This is a genomic window from Kitasatospora sp. NPDC058048, from assembly GCF_042885555.1.
GTDB lineage: Bacteria > Actinomycetota > Actinomycetes > Streptomycetales > Streptomycetaceae > Kitasatospora > Kitasatospora lactacystinica.
Window position 1 is genome coordinate 166671 of sequence record NZ_JBHVRT010000007.1, and the last position, 22160, is coordinate 188830.

The 22160-nt window shown below is 75.7% G+C and carries 2 protein-coding genes; both read left to right on the forward strand.

Going from position 1 to position 22160, the window contains the following annotated elements; all coding sequences use genetic code 11:
- The first annotated feature begins 10 nt into the window (after positions 1-10).
- A complete protein-coding gene (locus tag ACFVVA_RS10065; RefSeq protein ID WP_387687854.1) occupies positions 11-11830 on the forward strand; it encodes an SDR family NAD(P)-dependent oxidoreductase in 11820 nt (3939 codons plus the stop codon).
- A gap of 109 nt (positions 11831-11939) precedes the next feature.
- A complete protein-coding gene (locus ACFVVA_RS10070; RefSeq protein WP_387687856.1) occupies positions 11940-22133 on the forward strand; it encodes a type I polyketide synthase in 10194 nt (3397 codons plus the stop codon).
- The last annotated feature ends 27 nt before the right edge of the window (positions 22134-22160 follow it).

The window sequence follows — 22160 nt, forward strand, 5'->3', positions numbered from 1 at the left end:
GCTCCCGATGGTGAACGACGACAAGCTGAGGGACTACCTCAAGCGCGTGACGGCGGACCTGCACCACACCCGCCGGCGCCTGACCGAGGCCGAGGAAGCGGGCCGCGAACCGATCGCGGTCGTCGCGATGAGCTGCCGCTACCCCGGCGGCGTACGGTCCCCCGAGGACCTGTGGCGCCTGGTCACCGACGGCACCGACGCCATCACCGGCTTCCCCGGCGACCGGGGCTGGGACCTGGACCACCTGGACGACCCGGACCAGCTGCGCGAGGGCACCAGCCACACCGCCCTGGGCGGCTTCCTCGACGACGTCGGGCACTTCGACCCCGGATTCTTCGGGATCTCCCCGCGCGAAGCGCTCGCGATGGACCCGCAGCAGCGGCTCCTCCTGGAGACCACCTGGGAGGCCTTCGAACGGGCCGGCATCGACCCCGCGACCCTGCGGGGCAGCAGGACCGGCGTCTTCGCCGGCGTGATGTACCAGGACTACGCGGTACGGCTGCGCCAGGTCCCCGACGACGTGGCCGGCTACATCGGCAACGGCAGCTCCGACAGCGTCGCCTCGGGCCGCGTCGCCTACACCTTCGGCCTGGAGGGCCCGGCGGTCAGCATCGACACCGCCTGCTCCTCCTCGCTGGTCGCCATCCACCTCGCCGCCCAGGCCCTGCGGGCCGGCGACTGCACCCTGGCCCTGGCCGGGGGCGCGATGGTCATGTCGACACCCGTCCCGTTCGTGGAGATGAGCCGCCAGGGCGGCCTGGCCCGGGACGGCCGCTGCAAGTCCTTCGCGGCCGCCGCCGACGGCACCGGCTGGGGCGAGGGCGTCGGCATGCTCCTCCTGGAGCGCCTCTCCGACGCCCGGCGAAACGGCCACCCGGTCCTCGCCCTGATCCGCGGCACCGCCGTCAACCAGGACGGCGCCAGCAGCAGGCTCACCGCCCCCAACGGCCCCGCCCAGCAGCGCGTCATCCGCCACGCCCTGGCCAACGCCGGACTCACCCCCGCCGACGTGGACGTGGTCGAGGCGCACGGCACCGGCACCCCGCTGGGCGACCCGATCGAGGCCCAGGCCCTGCTGGCCACCTACGGGCAGAACCGCGCCGACGGGCAGCCGCTGCTGCTCGGCTCGCTGAAGTCCAACATCGGGCACACCCAGGCGGCGGCCGGCGTCGGCGGCGTCATCAAGACCGTCCTCGCCATGCGGCACGGCACCGTCCCGCCCACCCTGCACGCGCAGGACCCGTCCCCGCGGATCGACTGGACCGCGGGCGCGGTACGCCTGGTCACCGTGAACACCCCCTGGCCCGAGACCGGACGGCCCCGCCGGGCCGCGGTGTCCTCCTTCGGCGTCAGCGGCACCAACGGACACGTCGTCCTGGAACAGGCGGACGAACCCGTCCTGGAACAGGCCGACGAACCCGCCGCCCCCGCCGCCCCCGCCGTCCTCCCCTGGGTGCTCTCCGGACGCACCGCCGAAGCGCTGCGCGCCCAGGCCGCACGGCTCCGCGACCACCTCGACGCCCACCCCGGCCCCGGCCCGGCCGAGGTCGGCCACGCCCTCGCGACGACCCGCGCCGCGCACGAGCACCGGGCGGTCCTGATCGGCGCCCACCCCGACGAGTTCCGGGCCGGTCTCGACGCCCTGGCGGACGGCCGCACCGTCCCCGGCCTGGTCCTCGGTACCGCCGGAACCGGCGGCGAAGTCGCCCTGGTGTTCCCCGGACAGGGCTCCCAATGGGCCGGCATGGCCGTCGAACTCCTCGACTCCGCCCCCGCCTTCGCCGCCCGCGTCGCGGACTGCGAACGCGCCCTGACCCCCTTCGTCGAGTGGTCCCTGGAAGCCGTCCTGCGCGGCGCCCCCGGCACCCCGCCGGCCGACCGCGTCGACGTGGTGCAGCCGGCGCTGTGGGCCGTCATGGTCTCCCTGGCCGAACTGTGGCGCTCCCACGGCATCACCCCCGGCGCGGTCGTCGGCCACTCCCAGGGCGAGATCGCCGCCGCCGTGGTGGCGGGAGCGCTGAGCCTGGAGGACGGGGCGAAGGTCGTCGCCCTGCGCAGCCGCGCCATCCGGGCGCTGTCCGGCCGCGGCGGCATGGCCTCGGTGGCCCTGCCCGCCGAACAGGTCGCCGAACACCTCGCCCCCTGGGACGGCCGGCTCTCCGTCGCCGCCGTCAACGGACCCGCCTCCACCGTGGTCTCCGGCGACACCGACGCGCTCGACGCGTTCCTCGACCGGACGGCGGCCCTGGACATCCGCAGCCGGCGCATCCCCGTCGACTACGCCTCGCACAGCGCCCACGTCGAGGACATCCGCACCGAACTGCTCGCCCGGCTCGACGGACTGACCCCCCGCCCGTCCGCCGTCCCCTTCTACTCCACTCTCACCGGCGGCCTGCTGGAGGACACCACCGCCCTGGACGCCGACTACTGGTACCGCAACCTCCGCGGGACCGTCCGCTTCGAACAGGCGACCCGCGCCCTGCTCGCCGACGGCTACCAGGTCCTCCTGGAGAGCAGCCCGCACCCCGTCCTCACCGTCGGAGTCCTGGAGACCGCCGAGGACGCCGGCGCCGACGCCACCGCCGTGGGCACCCTGCGCCGCGACGACGGCGGCCCGCGCCGGTTCACCGAGTCCCTGGCCGAACTCCACCTGCGCGGAGTCTCCCCGGACTGGGACACCGTCTTCGCCGACCGCCGCCCCGGACGGGTGGAACTGCCCACCTACGCCTTCCAGCGCGACCCGTACTGGCTGGAGGACGGCGCCGCGCCCGACGCCGACGTCACCTCCGCCGGACTGACCCCCGCGGACCATCCGCTGCTGGGCGCCGTCGTGGTCCTCGCCGACAGCGACGGCCTGCTCCTCACCGGCCGCCTGTCGGCCCGCACCCACCCGTGGCTCGCCGACCACGCCGTCGGCGGCCGGGCACTGCTCCCGGGCACCGCCTTCCTGGAACTCGCCCTCCAGGCCGGAGCCCGCGTCGGCTGCCCCCGGGTCGAGGAGTTCACCCTCGAGGCGCCCCTGGTGCTGCCCGAACACGGCGGCACCGTGCTGCGCCTCACCGTGGGCGCCCCCGACTCCCTGGGCCGCCGCCCGCTCAGCCTGCACTCCCGGCCGGACGCACCCGCCGACGGCGACCTCGACGGCGCCCTCGACGACGAGTGGACCAGGCACGCCGAAGGCGTCCTGGCCCAGGACGGCGCGGAAGGCGCCGAGGCCGACGGGCCGATGCCCTGGCCGCCGCCCGGCGCCGAATCCCTCGCCCTCGACGGACTGTACGACCGCTTCGCGGCCGGCGGATTCGCCTACGGTCCCGCCTTCCAGGGCCTGCGCGCGGCCTGGCGGCGCGGCGACGAGCTGTTCGCGGAGGCCGTCGTGCCCGCTGGGCCCGCACCCGACGCCGCCCGCTTCGGCCTGCACCCGGCCCTGCTGGACGCGGCCCTGCACGCCACCGGCGTGCCCGGCACCCCCGGTGCGGACGCCCACCCCGAGGGACGGCTGCCGTTCTCCTGGAACGGCGTGACCCTGCACGCCGCCGGCGCCGACGCGATCCGCGTCCGGCTCGCCCCGGCCGGACCCGACACGGTGACGCTCGCCGTCGCCGACGCGACCGGCGCCCCCGTGGCGACCGTGGACGCGCTGGTCCTGCGGCCCGCGGGCACCGCCGGCCCCGGCACCGACCGCACCCCCCACGGCCGCCGCCACCAGGACCTCTACGCGACGGAGTGGGTCACCGCACCCCCGCGCGGCAGCGGCGCACCCGTCCACCGCACCGCGGACCTGGCCACGCTGGTGGCCGCCGTCGACGCCGGAGCCCCGGTGCCCGAGACGGTCCTGCTCGCCTGCGCGGAGCCCGTGGAGCCCGTGGAGCCCGCGGACGCGGCCGGACCGGCCGCGGCGGTCCGCGCGGCCGTCCACCAGGCCCTCGCCGACGTCCGGACCTGGCTCGCCGACGACCGCTTCGCCGGCTCGCGCCTGGTGTTCGCCACCCGGGGCGCGGTCAGCACCGGGGAGGGGGAGGACCTCCGCAACCCCGCGCACAGCGCGCTCTGGGGCCTGGTCCGCTCGGCCGGGTCCGAACACCCCGGGCGCTTCGCCCTGCTCGACCTCGACGCCGACGACGAGCACGGCACCTCCGCGGGCGTCGCCGCGGCCCTCGCCTCGGGAGAACCGCAGTCCGCGGTCCGCGGCGACGACGTCCGCACACCCCGCCTGGTCCGAGTCCTCAGGAACGACCCGGACCTCCCGGACGACGCGGCAAGGCCCCTCCCGGCCTTCGACCCGGACGGCACGGTCCTCATCACCGGCGGCACCGGCCTGCTCGGCTCCCACGTCGCCCGCCGCCTGGTCACCGGGCACGGGGTCCGGCACCTGCTGCTGCTCTCCCGCAGCGGCCCGGCCGCCGCCGGAGCCGAAAAACTGCGGGCCGAACTCGCCGCGCTGGGAGCCGAGACCGCCGTCGTCGCCTGCGACGCCGCCGACCGGACCGCCCTGGCCGCCGTACTCGCGGACCTGCCGGCCGCGCACCCGCTGACCGCCGTGGTCCACACCGCGGGCACCCTCGACGACGGCGTCGTCACCGCACTCACCCCCGAACGGGTGGACGCCGTGCTGCGCCCCAAGGTCGACGCCGCCCTCCACCTGCACGAACTGACCCGCGACCTCGACCTCACGCACTTCGTGCTCTTCTCCTCGGCCGCGGGCACCTTCGGCGGCCCCGGACAGGCCAACTACGCCGCCGCCAACGCCTTCCTCGACGCCCTGGCCACCCGGCGCCGGGCGGCAGGGCTGGCCGGCCAGTCCCTGGCCTGGACCCTGTGGGAGCAGCCCAGCGCCCTCACCGGACACCTCGACGAGGACGACGTACGACGCCTCGCCCGGTCCGGGATGCCGCCGCTCTCCACCGAGCGAGGACTCGCGCTCCTCGACACCGCCCTCACCGTGGACCGGGCCGCCCTGGTCCCGATGCGCCTCGACGCCGCGGCCCTGCGGTCCGCGGCGGCGGACGGCACCCTGCCGCCGCTGCTGCGCGGCCTGGTGCGCACACCGCCGCGCCGTGCGGCCACGGCCGCGGAGGCGACGGCCGACGACAACGCCCTGCGCCTGCGCCTCGCGGCGCTCGACGGCACCGGACGGACCCGGCTGCTCGTCGAACTCGTCCGCACCCACGCGGCAGCGGTCCTCGGCCACGCCTCCCCGGACACCCTCGACCCCGGACGGGCCTTCCGCGAACTGGGATTCGATTCACTGGCCTCGGTGAACCTGCGCAACCGCCTGAACGCCGCCACCGGCCTGCGGCTCCCCGCCAGCCTGGTGTTCGACCACCCGACCCCGGCGGCGCTCGCGGACTTCCTGCGCGCCGGACTCACGGACCCGGAGACGGCCACCGCCGTCCTGCCCGCCCTACCCGCGGGGCCGGCCGACCGGAACCGGGACGCGGACGACGACCGGATCGCGATCGTCGCCGCGGCCTGCCGCCTCCCCGGCGGCGTCCGCTCACCCGAGGACCTGTGGCGGATGCTGTCCGAGGGCCGCGACGGCGTCTCCGGGTTCCCCACCGACCGCGGCTGGGACGTCGAAGCCCTCTACGACCCCGATCCCGACCGCATCGGCACCTCCATCACCCGCGACGGCGGCTTCCTGTACGACGCCGCCGAGTTCGACGCGGAGTTCTTCGGCATCTCGCCGCGCGAGGCACTGGCCATGGACCCGCAGCAGCGGCTGCTGCTGGAGACCACCTGGGAACTCTTCGAACGCGCGGCCATCGACCCGGCCGCCCTGCGCGGCGCCCCCGTCGGCACGTACGTCGGCCTGATGCAGCAGGACTACGCCGCCCGGCTGCTGCCCTATATCCCCGAGGACGTCGAAGGATTCCTCGGCACCGGCAACTCGGGAAGCATCGTCTCCGGACGCCTGGCCTACTTCTTCGGCCTGGAAGGCCCCGCGGTCACCGTCGACACGGCGTGCTCGTCCTCGCTGGTGGCCCTGCACCTCGCGGTACGGGCGCTGCGGTCGGGCGAGTGCTCGCTGGCCCTGGCCGGCGGCGTCAACGTGATGTGCAGCCCCGAACTGTTCGTCGAGTTCAGCCGACAGGGCGGACTCGCCCCGGACGGCCGCTGCAAGTCCTTCGCCGCGGCGGCCGACGGGACCGCCTTCGGCGAGGGCGTCGGCATGCTGCTGGTGGAGAGGCTGTCGGACGCGCGGCGCAACGGGCACCCGGTGCTGGCGGTGATCCGTGGTTCGGCGGTGAATCAGGACGGTGCGAGCAATGGTCTGACGGCGCCGAACGGTCCGTCGCAGCAGAGGGTGATCCGGGCGGCGCTCGCGGACGCGGGCCTGCCGGCGTCCGCAGTTGATGTGGTGGAGGCGCACGGTACGGGGACGCGGCTGGGCGACCCGATCGAGGCGCAGGCACTGCTGGCGACGTACGGGCAGGACCGTCCGGCGGACCGTCCGGTGTGGATCGGCTCGCTGAAGTCCAACATCGGACACGCCTCGGCTGCCGCCGGTGTGGCGGGGGTCATCAAGTCGGTGCTCGCCCTGCGGCACGGCGTGATGCCCAGGACGCTGCACGTGGACGGCCCCACGCCCGAGGTGGACTGGTCGGCGGGAGCCGGGCGACTGCTGACGGAGGCCCGTGCGTGGGACGACACGGGCCGCCCGCGGCGGGCCGGCGTGTCCTCCTTCGGCGTCAGCGGCACCAACGCCCACGTCGTCCTCGAACAGGCCCCGGACGACCCGACGGCTTCCGCGGACACGCTCGTCGACCAGCCCGGGACACCGGAGACCGCACCCGCCGCCGTCCCCCTGCTCCTCTCGGCGCGCACTCCGGAGGCGCTGCGCGCCCAGGCCGCCGCGCTGTCGGCCCGGATCGGCGACGGTTCGGGCGTCCGCGCCGCGGACGTGGCCTTCTCCCTGGCCACGGGCCGCAGCGCGCTGGCACACCGTGCGGTGCTGGTGGGCACGGAGGAGAACCTCGCCGAGCACCTGACCGCGCTGTCGCAGGGTGCTGCGGTGTCCGGCGGCGGGTTGGTTTCCGGTCGTTCGGTGCTGGTGTTCCCGGGTCAGGGTTCGCAGTGGGTGGGGATGGCTGCGGAGCTGTTGGCCGGATCGGCTGTGTTCGCGGGGCGGATGGCGGAGTGCGAGCGGGCTCTGGCGCCTTACGTGGATTGGTCGTTGGGGGAGGCGCTGGGTTCGGAGGCGCTGCTGGCGCGGGTTGATGTGGTGCAGCCGGTGCTGTGGGCGGTGATGGTGTCGCTGGCGGAGGTGTGGCGTTCGTTCGGGGTGGTTCCGGACGCGGTGGTGGGCCACTCGCAGGGCGAGATCGCCGCGGCGGTGGTGGCGGGTGGTCTGAGCATCGATGACGGGGCGCGGGTGGTGGCGTTGCGTTCCCGTGCGGTGGGTGCGCTGGCGGGGCGTGGCGGGATGGCGTCGGTTCCCCTGCCGGTGGAGGCGGTGCGGGAGCGGATCACGGGCCGGTTGTCGGTGGCGGCGGTGAACGGTCCGTCGTCGACGGTGGTGTCGGGTGACGCGGACGCGGTGGCCGCACTGGTGGAAGAGCTTGTGGGGGAGGGGGTGCGGGCGCGTCTGATCGAGGTCGATTATGCGTCGCACTCCGCGCACGTGGAGGAGGTCCGCGAGCAGCTGCTCTCCGACCTGGACGGCATTGCACCCCTGTCCGGCACGGTGCCGTTCTTCTCGACGGTGACGGGTGGCTGGCTGGACACGGAGGTCCTGGACGCCGAGTACTGGTACCGGAATCTGCGGGAGACGGTGGAGTTCGGGCAGGCCACGGCGGCGTTGCTGGGGGAGGGTTTCCGGTTCTTCGTCGAGTCCAGTCCGCATGCGGTGCTGGGTGTGGCGGTGGGGGAGTCGGCGGAGGCCGCGGGTGTGGATGCGGTGGTGCTGGGGACCTTGCGTCGCGGGGAGGGTGGCCCGGCGCAGGTGCTGCGTGCGGTGGGTCGTGCGTGGGAGTGCGGGCTGGGGGTGGACTTCTCGGGTGCGTTCCCGGGGGCGCGGCGGGTGGACCTGCCGACGTACGCCTTCCAGCGCAGCCGCTACTGGCTCGACGTCCCGACCACGAGCTGGGACGTCGCCTCGGCGGGTCTCGCCACGACCGGGCACCCGCTGCTCGGTGCGGTGACGCAGGTCGCGGACTCCGACGAGCTGCTGCTCAGCGGCCGGATCTCGCTGCGTACCCACCCCTGGCTCGCCGATCACGCGGTGTCGGGCGTCGTCCTCCTCCCCGGCACGGCCTTTCTCGAACTCGCGCTGCGCGCCGGGGCCGAGGCGGACTGCCCGGTGGTCGAGGAACTCACCCTCGGATCGGCCCTCGTGCTCCCGGACGAGGGTGCCGTTCACCTGCAGCTCCGGGTCGCCGCGCCCGACGGCGACGGTCGGCGGAGGCTCAGCGTGTTCGCCCGCACGACCCGGGACGCCGACGCGCCCTGGACGGAGCACGCCAGCGGCACCCTGGTGCCCGGGCCCGCCGGGGATCCGGTCGGAGCTTCGGCCGGTCTGCTGAGCTGGCCGCCGTCCGGTGCCGAACCCGTGGACACCGGCGACCTCTACGAGCGCTTCGCCGAGGCCGGCTACCACTACGGCCCCGCCTTCCGCGGCATCCGTGCCGCGTGGCTCCGCGACGGCGAGGTGTTCGCCGAGGTGGTGCTGCCGGAGCCGCAGCACGCCGACGCCGCCGGGTGCGTGCTGCACCCCGCGCTGCTGGACGCGGCCCTCCAGATCGCCGCACTGCTGCCCGACCAGGACGGCGGGGCCCGGTTGCCCTTCAGCTGGAACGGTGTGACCGGCGGGATCACCGGGGCCACCACGCTGCGGGTGCGGCTCGTCGCCGGCGCGCCGGACTCCGTGACCCTGCACGCCCACGACCTGTCAGGACGGCAGGTGCTCGGCGTGGAGGGCCTGCTGCTGCGGCCCCCGGCCGCGGGCGGGCCGCTCTCCGCGAACGCCCACGCCGACCTGCTGTACCGCCTCGACTGGACCCCGGCCGCCGACCCGGCCGACAGTGCCGTGCCCACCTGGGCCGCCCTCGGCGGTGCCGTCCCCGGCGCGGCGACGTTGCCGGACCTCGACGCCCTGGGAGCCGCGCTCGAAGCGGGCGCCGCCCTCCCCGAGGTGATCGTGGCGGCCGTCGCCACCGCCGGCCTGCCCGACCCCGCCGACCGGGTCCGCGTCACCGCGCACCGGGGCCTGGCCCTGGTACAGCAGTGGCTGGCCGACGAGCGGTTCGCCGAGGCCAGGCTGGCCCTGCTCACCAGGGACGCGGTCCGTACCGGACCGCTCGACCGTCCCGTCGATCCCGCCCAGGCCGCCCTGTGGGGCCTGGTACGCAGCGCGCGGGCCGAGCACCCCGGGCGCTTCGTCCTCGTCGACGCGGCCGGGACCGGCGAGCCGGCGGACGCCCTGCCCACGGCGCTCGCCACCGGGGAACCCGAGCTGGCGTTGCGGACCGGCCCGCCGCTGCTGCCGCGGCTGGTCCGCGGCGGACGGCCGGACGGCACGCTGTCCCTGCCGGACGGCGCGGCCTGGCGGCTCACCACCGACGGCCGGGGCTCCGTGGAGGACATCGCGGCGGAGCCCGCGCCTGCGGCCCTCGCCCCGCTGGGCAAGGGCGAGGTGCGGATCGCGGTGCGCGCCGCCGGGCTGAACTTCCACGACGTCATCGCCGCGCTCGGCCTGGACCCCGACCCCGAACAGCAGGGCCTGGGCAGCGAGGGCGCCGGAACCGTCATCGAGGTCGGCCCGGGTGTCGACGACCTGGTGCCCGGGGACCGGGTGATGGGGATCTTCGGGGGCGCGTTCGGCCCGACCGCCGTCGCCGACCGCCGCACCGTCGCCCGGATACCCGCGGGCTGGTCCTTCGCCCGCGCCGCATCCGTGCCGGTGGTGTTCCTCACCGCCTACTACGGTCTGTTCGATCTCGGCGGACTGCGGCGCGGCGAATCGGTCCTGGTCCACGCCGCGGCCGGCGGTGTCGGCATGGCGGCGGTACAGCTCGCCCGGCACGCCGGTGCGCGGGTGTTCGCGACCGCCTCCCCCGCCAAGTGGGACGTCCTGAAGGCCGGCGGACTGGACACCGAGCACATCGCCTCGACCCGTACCACCGACTTCGCCGAGAAGTTCCTGACGGCCACCGGCGGGCGGGGCGTCGACGTCGTACTCGACAGCCTGGCGCGGGAGTTCGTCGATGCCGGTCTGCGGCTGCTGCCGAACGGCGGCCGCTTCGTGGAGATGGGCAAGACCGACGTCCGCGACCCCGGGACGGTCGCCCGGCAGCACCCCGGGGTGCGCTACCGGGCGTTCGATCTGATGGAGGCCGGTCCGGAGCGGATCGGCGAGATGCTCGCCGACGTCCTGGACCTGTTCGAGCAGGGGGTGCTGCGTCCCCTGCCCGTCACCGGCTGGGACGTCCGGCAGGCCCCGGCCGCCCTGCGCTCGCTCAGCCAGGCCCGGGGCGTCGGCAAGAACGTCCTGCTGCTGCCCGCTGCGCCGGACCCCGAAGGGACCGTCCTGGTCACCGGGGCCACCGGCACCCTGGGACGGCTCCTTGCCCGGCACCTGGTCGTCGCGCACGGAACCCGGCACCTGCTGCTGGCGGGCCGCCGGGGCGGATCCGCCGACGGAATGCCGGAGCTGGTGCGGGAACTGACCGGGCTCGGAGCCTCGGTGACCGTCGCCGCCTGCGACGTCGCCGACCGCGCCGCGCTCACCGCCCTGCTCGGGTCGGTGCCTGCCGCGCACCCGCTGACCGCCGTCGTCCACGCGGCCGGTGTCCTGGACGACGCCACGATCGCCGGGCTGACGCCGGACCGGCTCGACCGCGTCCTACGGCCCAAGGCGGACGCGGCGCTGGCCCTGCACGAACTCACCCGGGATCTCGACCTCGCGGCGCTGGTCCTGTTCTCCTCGGGCGCCGCCCAGTTCGGCGCGGCCGGGCAGGCGAACTACGCCGCAGCCAACGCGGTCCTCGACGCCCTCGCCGCCGAACGCCGGGCCGAGGGGCTGCCCGGCCTGTCCATCGGCTGGGGCCTGTGGGAGGAGCGCAGCGGGATGACCGCCGCGGTCACCGCGGGTCGGGGCGCCGGGGCGGGCGCGCTGACCTCGGCGGAGGGCCTCGCCCTGTTCGACGCGGCGCTGGACTCCCCGTACGCCTACCGGCTCGCGGCCAGGATCGCCCCGTCCGTGCTGCGGGCGGACGACCGGCTGCCCGCCGTGCTCCGCGGCCTGGCCCGCCCCGCCCGTACGGCCGCCGCCTCCGCCGCGGCACCGGCCCGCTCGATGGCGCAGCAGCTCGCCGAGCTGCCCGAGGCCGAGCTGCACCGGACCCTGCTCGACCTGGTGCGCGGCAACGCGGCGGCGGTGCTCGGCCACAGTTCGCCGAACCTGATCCGCCCGGCCCGCCCGTTCAAGGAGGTCGGCTTCGACTCCCTCACCGGGGTCGAACTGCGCAACCGGCTGGTGTCCTCGACCGGGCTGCGGCTGCCGGCCGCGCTGGTCTTCGACCACCCCACCCCGGAGGCACTGGCACGCCACCTCGCCGAGCGGGTCACCGCCGCCCGCCCGACCGGCGACGCGGCGGTCCGGGCCGGGCTCGACACCCTGGAGACCCTGCTCGACGCCCTGCCGCCGGACGGCGTCAGCGACGAACTCGCCGCCCGGATAAGGGAAGTGCTGTCCCGCCCGCTGCCCGGCGGGACACCGGCCGCCGCCGCCCGCCCCACGGGCGACGTGGACGACCTGGCCCCCGAGCTGATCGAGGCGGCCAGCGACGACGAGATGTTCGACTACATCGACCGGCAGCTGGGATCCGCATGACCAGGGCACCGTTCCGCGCACCCTGCGCACCCTGCGCGTCCCGCGCAGTCCGAGACGAGACCCGAGCGGCCCGAGACGAAAGCAGCGGTGTCCAGTGAGCGACCAGAGGATGCGTGACTACCTCAACCGGGTGACCATCGACCTTCGGGACACCCGGCAGCGGCTCCGGGAGGCCGAGGCCCGCACGAGCGAGCCGATCGCGATCGTGGCGATGAGCTGCCGCTTCCCCGGCGGTGTCCGCACCCCCGAGGACCTGTGGGAACTGCTCGCCGAAGGCCGCGACACCGTCGCGCCCGTCCCCGGCGACCGGGGCTGGGAGACCGCCTGGCCGTCCGGCGGCACCGTCCCCGGGCGGGGGGCGTTCCTGGACGGCGCGGCGGACTTCGACCCGGAGTTCTTCGGCATCTCGCCCCGCGAGGCGGTCGCGATGGACCCGCAGCAGCGGCTGCTGCTGATGGCGTCCTGGGAGGCCGTCGAGCAGGCCGGCATCGACCCGCTCTCCCTGCGGGGCAGCCGCACCGGGGTGTACGCCGCGGCCATCGACCAGGGGTACGCGACGCTGGGCTCCGGCGCCGCCGAAGCCGTCCAGGGGTTCCTGATGACGGGGAACTCGATGAGCGTGATGTCCGGGCGGGTGTCCTACGCGCTCGGCCTCGAAGGCCCCGCCGTCACCGTGGACACCGCCTGTTCGGCCTCGCTGGTGGCGCTGCACCTCGCGGCGCGCGCCCTGCGGGCCGGGGAGTGCTCGCTCGCCCTCGCCGGCGGGGTCAGCGTGATGGCGCTGCCGGCGGTGTTCGTCGAGTTCAGCCGGCAGGGCGCGATGTCCGCCGACGGCCGCTGCAAGCCGTTCGCGGCGGCCGCGGACGGCACCGGCTGGGGCGAGGGCGTGGGGATGCTGCTGCTGGAGCGGCTGTCGGACGCGCGCCGCAACGGCCACCCGGTGCTGGCCGTGCTGCGCGGTTCGGCGATCAACCAGGACGGTGCCAGCAACGGCCTGACCGCCCCCAACGGCCCCTCCCAGCAGCGGGTGATCCGGGCGGCGCTCGCGGATGCGGGGCTGACGGCGTCCGAGGTGGACGCGGTGGAGGCGCACGGCACCGGCACCACCCTCGGCGACCCGATCGAGGCCGACGCGCTGCTGGCCACCTACGGCCAGGACCGGCCCGCCGGGCGTCCGCTGTGGCTGGGGTCGCTGAAGTCCAACATCGGGCACACCCAGGCCGCCGCCGGGGTCGCCGGGGTCATCAAGACGGTGCTCGCGCTGCGGCACGGCGTCCTGCCCCGCACCCTGCACGTGGACGCGCCCACCCCGCACGCCGACTGGTCCTCGGGCGCCGTCGAACTCCTCACCGAGGCCCGCGAGTGGCCCGCCGTCGACCGGCCGCGCCGGGCCGGGGTGTCCTCGTTCGGCATGAGCGGCACCAATGCGCACGTCGTCCTCGAACAGGCACCGGAGCCGGAACCGGCCGACGGACCGGAAGCGGCGACCGACGGCCCGGACACCGCAGCCGGGGCGGGTACGCCCGGGGCCGTGCTGCCCTGGGTGCTGTCCGGCCGCACCGCGTCCGCGCTCGGGGACCAGGCGGCCCGGCTGCGCGCCCGGCTCGCCACGGACGCGCCCGCACGGGCGGCCGACATCGGGTTCTCGCTGGCGACCACCCGGTCCGCCTTCGAACACCGGGCCGTGGTGATCGGCGACGGGCGCCCCGCACTGCTGGACGGCCTCGCCGCCCTGTCCGGGCCGGGCACGGACCTCTCCACCGCCCCGGCCACGCCCGCCGACGTCGTCGCGGGCACCGGCCGGGTCGTCGAGGGCCGGACGGCCCTGGTGTTCCCCGGCCAGGGCTCCCAGTGGGCCGGCATGGCACTGGACCTGCTCGCCACCAGCCCCGCCTTCCGGGACCGCCTCGCCGCCTGCGACGCCGCCCTCTCCGCCCATGTCGACTGGCGGCTCCCCGCCGTCCTGGAGGGCGCGCCCGGGGCACCCTCCCTGGAACGGGTGGACGTGGTGCAGCCGGTGCTGTGGGCGGTGATGGTGTCACTGGCCGCGCACTGGGAGTCCTGGGGCGTCCGGCCCGACGCCGTGGTCGGGCACAGCCAGGGCGAGATCGCCGCCGCCGTGGTGGCGGGAGCGCTGAGCCTGGAGGACGGGGCGAAGGTCGTCGCCCTGCGCAGCCGGGCCATCCGGGCGCTGGCCGGACTCGGCGGCATGGTCGCGGTGTCCCTGCCCGAGGACCGGGTCCGCGCCGAGATCGCCCCCTGGGCCGAGAAGCTGTCGGTGGCCGCCGTCAACGGGCCCGCCGCCGTGGTGGTCTCGGGCGAGACCCGGGCCCTGGCCGAACTGATCGCCCACTGCGACGCACAGGGCGTACGGGCCCGGTCCGTACCCGTGGACTACGCCTCGCACTCGGCCCAGGTCGAAGGGATCAGGTCCGAGGTGCTGGCCGCGCTGGCCGGCGTACGCCCGCTCCCGGCCCGGATCCCGCTGTTCTCCACCGTCACCGGCGACCGGCTCGACACCACGGTCATGGACGCCGACTACTGGTACCGCAACCTCCGCGGGACCGTCCGCTTCGATGCCGCCGTCCGCTCCCTGGTCGAACAGGGCCACGAGGTCTTCGTCGAGGTGTCGCCGCACCCGGTGCTGACCATGGCCCTCCAGGACACCGCCGAGGCCACCGGCGCCGAGGAGCCGCCCGTGGTCGTCGGCACCCTGCGCCGCGACGACGGCGGACTGCGCCGGGCCCTGCGCTCGGCCGCCGAACTGTGGGTGGCCGGCGCGGCCGTCGACTGGTCCGCGGTGTACGCCGGCACCGGCGCCCGCCCGACCGCCCTGCCCGGATACCCCTTCCAGCTGCGGCACTACTGGCTGGAGCCGGAGGCGGCGCCCGGCACCGGACCGGCCGCCGCCGACCCGCACGACACGGCCTTCTGGCACATGGTCGACCACGACGCCCCGGCCGAGATCGCCGCCCACCTCGCCGTCGACGAGGACGCCCTCGCCCCCGTCCTGCCCGCCCTGCGAGGCTGGCGCAAACAGCGGCGCGACGAGAGCGTCATCGACTCCTGGCGCTACCGCATCGGCTGGCAGCCCCTGCCCGACCCGCCGGCCGCCACCCCCGCCGCCGGCACCTGGCTCGTCGTCCTGCCCGCCGGACACGACGACGACGCACGGGTACGCGGCCCGCTCCTCGCCCTCACCGAAGCGGGCGCCACCGTCGTCACGGCCGAACTCACCGCCGACGCCGTCCGCCGCACGGACCTCGCGGACACGCTCGCCACCGCCCTCGGCGACCGCGTCCCGACGGGCGTGCTGTCGCTGCTGGCCGCCGACGACCGGCCCCACCCCGACCACCCGGCCCTGCCCACCGGGACGGCACTCACCGTCGCCCTGGTGCAGGCCCTGGGCGACCTCGCCCTCACCGCACCCCTGTGGTGCGCCACCGCCGGGGCCGTGTCCACGGGCCCGGACGACCCGGTCACCGACCCCCGCCAGGCACTGGTCTGGGGCACCGGACTGGTGGCCGCGCTGGAACTGTCCGCCCGCTGGGGCGGACTCATCGACCTGCCGCCGGACCTCGACGCCCGCGCCAGGACCCGCCTCGCCGCCGTCCTGACGGCCCCCGGCACCGGCCCGGACGGCCCCGGCCGCGAGGACCAGCTCGCCCTGCGCCCCACCGGCCTGCTGGCCCGCCGCCTCCGGCGCGCCCCCCGGAACGACAGCCGCACGAAGCACTGGAAGCCCCGCGGCACCGTCCTGCTGACCGGCGGCACCGGAGCCGTCGGCCCGCACCTCGTCCGCTGGCTGGCCCGCAGCGGCGCCACCCACCTCGTCCTGCCCGGCCGCCGCGGCCCCCAGGCACCCGGCGCGGCCGAACTCGCCGCGGAACTGGCCGCCCTCGGCGTACGACTGACCCTGCCCGTCTGCGACCTGGCGGACCGTCAGGCCGTGGCGGAACTGCTCACCGGCCTGGACACGGCGGGCGACCCGGTCACCGCGGTCGTCCACGCGGCCGCGTTCGTCGCGCTCGCCCCCCTGGACGGCACACCGATGTCCGCGTTCGAACAGATCGTCGCCGCCAAGGCCGCCGGCGCCGAACACCTCGACGCCCTGCTCGACCGCGAACTCGACGCCTTCGTCCTGTTCTCCTCGATCGCCGGAGTCTGGGGCAGCGGCGACCACGGCGCCTACGCCGCGGCCAACGCCTACCTCGACGCCCTGGCCCAGCACCGCCGGGCCCGCGGCCTCACCGCCACCACCGTCGACTGGGGCATCTGGCAGGCCGAGAACCCCTTCCAGGACCGCATCGCCGGAGCGGACGCCGACCTGTTCAACCTGGAGCAGCACGGCCTGCCCCGGATCGCCCCCGACCTCGCGGTCCACGCCCTGCAACAGGCACTCGACGACGACGAGACCGTACTCGCCGTCGCCGACGTCGACTGGGAGCAGTTCGCCGCCGTCTTCACCTCCACCCGCCGCAGCCCGCTGCTCACCGGCATCCCCGAAGCCCGCCGCGCCCTGGAAGCCGCGACCGGCGACACGGAGGCACCCGCCGCCGCGCTGCTGCGCCAACGGCTCGCCGCCCTCGCCGAATCCGAACAGCACCGCCTGCTGCTCGACCTGGTCCGCACCCACGCGGCAGCCGTCCTCGGCCATCCCTCGGTGGACGCGATCCGGCCCGGCAGGGCCTTCCAGGACATGGGCTTCGCCTCCCTCACCGCGGTCGAACTCCGCAACCGGCTCAACACCGCCACCGGACTGCGGCTGCCGTCCACGCTGATCTTCGACCACCCGTCGTCCACCGCGCTCGCCCGGGAGATCCGCGCCGAACTGCTCGGCCGGCAGGCCACCGACCCGGACCCGGCCGCCCCGGACGCCGCCGCGCACCCGCCCGCGCCCGACGACGAGCCGATCGCGATCGTGTCCATGGCCTGCCGCTTCCCCGGCGGCATCGGCACCCCCGAAGACCTGTGGCGCCTGCTCGCCGACGGCGGCGACGCCGTCTCGGACTTCCCCACCGACCGCGGCTGGGACATCGAAGCCCTCTACGACCCCGACCCCGACCGCCCCGGCACCTCGACCACCCGGCGGGGCGGCTTCCTGCACGACGCCGCCGACTTCGACGCGGAGTTCTTCGGCATCTCGCCGCGCGAAGCCCTGGCCATGGACCCCCAGCAGCGGCTGCTCCTGGAAACCACCTGGGAGGCGATCGAACGCGCCGCCATCGACCCGGCCGCCCTGCGCGGCAGCCGCACCGGAGTGTTCACCGGCGTCAACTACGCCGACTACGCGGCCGTCGTCGCCCAGTCGGAGGAAGGAGAGGGCCACCTGCTCACCGGCAGCGCACCCAGCGTCGTATCCGGCCGGGTCGCCTACACCCTGGGCCTCGAAGGCCCCGCCGTGACCATCGACACGGCCTGCTCCTCCTCACTCGTCGCCATGCACTACGCCGGCCGGGCCCTGCGCGGCGGCGACTGCTCCCTCGCCCTGGTCGGCGGCGTCGCCCTGATGGCGACCCCCGGCGCCCTGATCAGCTTCTCCCGGCAACGGGGACTCGCCGAGGACGGCCGCTGCAAGGCCTTCTCGGACGACGCGGACGGCATGGGCATGGGCGAAGGCGTCGGTGTCCTGCTGCTGGAGCGGCTGTCGGACGCCCGCCGCAACGGACACCCGGTACTGGCGGTGGTACGCGGCTCCGCCGTCAACCAGGACGGCGCCAGCAACGGACTCTCCGCCCCCAACGGTCCGTCGCAGCAGCGGGTGATCCGGGCGGCGCTCGCGGACGCGGGCCTGTCGGCCTCCGAGGTGGACGTGGTGGAGGCGCACGGCACCGGCACCACCCTCGGCGACCCCATCGAGGCGCAGGCCCTGCTGGCCACCTACGGCCAGGACCGGCCCGCCGACCGGCCCCTGCTGGTCGGCTCCCTCAAGTCCAACCTCGGCCACGCCCAGGCGGCATCGGGTGTGGCGGGGGTCATCAAGACGGTGCTGTCCATGCAGCACGGGCAGGTGCCCCGCACCCTGCACGTCAGCAGGCCCTCCGGCCACGTCGACTGGACGCGCGGAGCGCTGGCCCTCGCGACCGAGCAGCAGCCCTGGCCGTCCCACGGCCGCCCCTTCCGGGCCGGAGTGTCCTCCTTCGGCCTGAGCGGCACCAACGTCCACACCATCCTCGAACACACCCCCCTGGAGGACGACGGCCCGCCGGCCGAGCGCACCCCCCTGCCGGCGGTGCCCTGGCTGCTGTCGGCGAAGAGCCCGCAGGCACTGCGCCTCCAGGCCGACCGGCTGCGCCGCCACCTGGACGGCAACCCCGGGGTCGACCCGCGCGACACCGGATCCGCCCTGCACGCGCGCACCGCCTTCGAGTACCGGAAGGCACTGGTCGGGGACCGGGACCAACTCCACACCCTGCTGGGCCGGATGGCCGACGACGACTCGGGAGCGTGGGACGGCGGTCGCCCGGTCGACGGTCGTTCGGTGCTGGTGTTCCCGGGTCAGGGTTCGCAGTGGGTGGGGATGGCCGCGGAGCTGTTGGCCGGATCGGCTGTGTTCGCGGGGCGGATAGCGGAGTGCGGGCGGGCTCTGGCGCCTTATGTGGATTGGTCGTTGGGGGAGGCGCTGGGTTCGGAGGCGCTGTTGGCGCGGGTGGACGTGGTGCAGCCGGTGCTGTGGGCGGTGATGGTGTCGCTGGCGGAGGTGTGGCGTTCGTTCGGGGTGGTTCCGGACGCGGTGGTGGGCCACTCTCAGGGCGAGATCGCGGCGGCGGTGGTGGCGGGTGGTCTGAGTCTGGAGGACGGGGCGCGGGTGGTGGCGTTGCGTTCCCGTGCGGTGGGTGCGTTGGCGGGCCGTGGCGGGATGGCGTCGGTTCCCCTGCCGGTGGAGGCGGTGCGGGAGCGGATCACGGGCCGGTTGTCGGTGGCGGCGGTGAACGGTCCGTCGTCGACGGTGGTGTCGGGTGACGCGGACGCGGTGGCCGCGCTGGTGGAAGAGCTCGTGGGGGAGGGGGTGCGGGCGCGTCTGATCGAGGTCGACTATGCGTCGCACTCCGCGCACGTGGAGGAGGTCCGTGAGCGCCTGCTCTCCGATCTGGACGGGATCGCCCCGGTCTCGGGTTCTGTGCCGTTCTTCTCGACGGTGACGGGTGGCTGGCTGGACACGGAGGTCCTGGACGCCGAGTACTGGTACCGCAACCTGCGGGAGACGGTGGAGTTCGGGCGGGCCACGGCGGCGTTGTTGGGGGAGGGTTTCCGGTTCTTCGTCGAGTCCAGTCCGCATGCGGTGCTGGGTGTGGCGGTGGGGGAGTCGGTGGAGGCCGCGGGTGTGGAGGCCGTGGTGCTGGGGACCTTGCGTCGCGGGGAGGGCGGTCCGGCGCAGGTGTTGCGTGCGGTGGGTCGTGCGTGGGAGTGCGGGCTGGGAGTGGACTTCTCGGGTGCGTTCCCGGGAGCGCGGCGGGTCGAGCTGCCGACGTACGCCTTCCAGCGCAGCCGCTACTGGCCCGAGCCGGCGCCCACCGCGGCGGCCGATGTGGGCGCGGCCGGGCTCGATCCGGCCGGCCACCCCGTCCTCGGAGCGGCCATCGAACTGGCCGACACGGGTGAACTGCTGCTCACGGGCCGGATCTCGCTGCGTACCCACCCCTGGCTCGCCGACCATGCGGTGGCCGGTACGGTCCTGCTGCCCGGCGCGGCCTTCGCGGAACTCGCGGTACGCGCCGCGGACGAGGCCGGCTGCCACACGGTGGAGGAACTGACGCTCCAGTCACCGCTGTTGATACCCGCCGACACCGCCGTCCGCCTGCAGGTTCGGGTCGGCGCCACGGACGCGCACGGCAGCCGCTCACTGGACCTGTTCTCCTGCCGCGAGGACGCGGCGACCCCGCACTGGACCGCGCACGCGACCGGCAGGCTCACCGCCGACGCCACGACCCGCGAGCCGTCGTCCTCGGCCGTACCGGACGACGCCGGCTCCTGGCCCCCGCCCGGCGCCGTCCCGATCTCCGTCGACGGCCTGTACGAGCGGTTCCGTGCCTCCGGTTACGGCTACGGACCCGCCTTCCGCGGGCTCACCGCTGCCTGGCGCCGGGGTGACGAGATCTTCACCGAGGTACGTCTGCCCGAGGACCAGCACCGGTCCGCCTCCGCCTTCGGCGTGCACCCCGCCCTCCTGGACGCCGCCCTCCAGGGGCTGTTCCTGCGGGCTCGGCCGGACACCGAATCGGGCGCCGACCGGCCGTCCGCCGGATTGCCGTTCTCCTGGAGCGGAGTCGGGCTGCACGCCTCCGGAGCCACCGCGCTCAGGGTACGGCTCGGCTTCCGGCCGGACGGATCGGTATCGATCGACGCGACCGACCCGAACGGCCTCCCGGTCGCGTCGGTCGAGGCGCTCGCCGTCCGCCCGATCGACCTCGACACCCTCCGCCCGGGCGGCGGCCCGGAATCCCTCTACCGGGTGCGGTGGTCGGCGGTGCCCGCCACCGCACCCGCCGACCCCCTCGGACACTGGGCTGTCCTCGGCGGCCGGGAACTCTTCCCGGACAGCCATCCGGACCTGGCCGCGCTCGGTGCCGCGCTGGACGGGGGAGCGCCGTCGCCCGCCGCCGTGCTGGCCTGGTGCGACCACACCCCGGACCTTTCGTCCCCGCCCGACGCCGCATCCGTGCACACCGCACTGGACGACGCCCTGCGGCTCGTCCAGGACTGGCTGGCCGACCCGCGGTGGGACGACGGCACCCGGCTCGTGCTCGTCACCCGGGGTGCGGTCTCCACGGCAGCCGGCGAGGAGGTCACCGACCTCACCGGCGCCGCGGTCCGCGGCCTCGTCCGCTCCGCCCAGTCCGAGCACCCGGACCGCTTCCTGCTGATCGACACCGACGACCCGGCCGCCGTGGCCGGCCTGCTGCCCCGGGCACTGGCCGGAACGGAACCCCAACTGGCGATACGCGGCGGAGAGCTCCTCGCCGCCCGCCTCACCAGGGCCACCGTCGCCACGGACCCGAACCCGGGCCCGGACGCGCTCTCGGGCTCGGACCCGGACACACCGTCCGGTATCGCCGCGGCCGGGGGAACCGTCCTCGTCACCGGGGCCGGCGGCGCGCTCGGCGGCCTGGTGGCACAGCACCTCGTGACCGCGCACGGCGTACGGAACCTGCTGCTCGTCGGCAGGCGCGGCACGGACGCCCCGGGCCTGGCCGACCTCGCCGCCGACCTGCGCGGCCTCGGCGCCCGGGTGGACGTGGAGGCCTGTGACGTCGCCGACCGGGACGCGCTCGCCGCGCTGCTCGCCGGCATCCCCGCCGACCGCCCGCTGAGCGCGGTCGTCCACGCGGCCGGCGTCCTGGACGACGGGACGATCGAGTCGCTGACCCCGGGGCGGATGCGCTATGTCCTGCGCCCCAAGGTCGACGCGGCCCTCAACCTGCACAACCTCACCCGTGACCTCGCGCTGTCGGCCTTCGTCCTGTTCTCCTCCGCGTCCGCCACGGTCGGCAACGCCGGGCAGGGCAACTACGCGGCCGCCAACGCCTTCCTCGACGCGCTCGCCCAGCACCGCCGTGCCCTGAAACTGCCCGCCCAGTCGCTCGCCTGGGGCCTGTGGGCGCGCCGCAGCACCATGACCGGCACGCTCACCGCCGCCGACCTGCGGCGGATGTCCCGGGGAGGCACCGCGGCCATCGGCAGCGAAGAGGGCCTGGCCCTGTTCGACGCGGCGCTCACCCTGGACGAACCGCTGCTCGTCCCGGTCAAGATCGACCTCGGCCGGCTCCGGACGGCAGCCCGGACCGGACCCGTCCCGGCCCTGCTCGCCGCCCTGGTCCCCGGTACCGCACGCCGCCCCGCCTCCGGGGCGGACGCCGCCGAAGCGGACTCGCTGCGCCGCCGGCTGGCCGGCCTCACCCCGGAGGAACGCGTCGCCACCCTGCTCGACCTGGTACGGAGCCGGGTCGCCGACATCCTCGGCCACGGCGGACCCGAGGCCGTCGACCCGGACCAGGCGTTCAAGGACCTCGGCTTCGACTCGCTCACCTCCGTCGAACTCCGCAACCGGCTCGGCGCCGCCACCGGCCGCCGGCTGCCCGCCACCCTGGTCTTCGACCACCCCACCCCGGCCGCCGTCGCCGCCCACCTCACCGGGCGCCTGGTACCCGACGGGCCGGGCGACCCCGCCGGCACCGGGAAGGCCGCCGGGGCGCACCGCGCCGACCGGCCGGAGACACCGGACACGCCGGCTCCCGCCGCCGACATCAACGCCATGGCCGTCGACGAACTCGTCCGGATGGCCCTGGGCGGCGAACGTGACTGACCGACAGCCGCAGAAGGAGACGCCCAA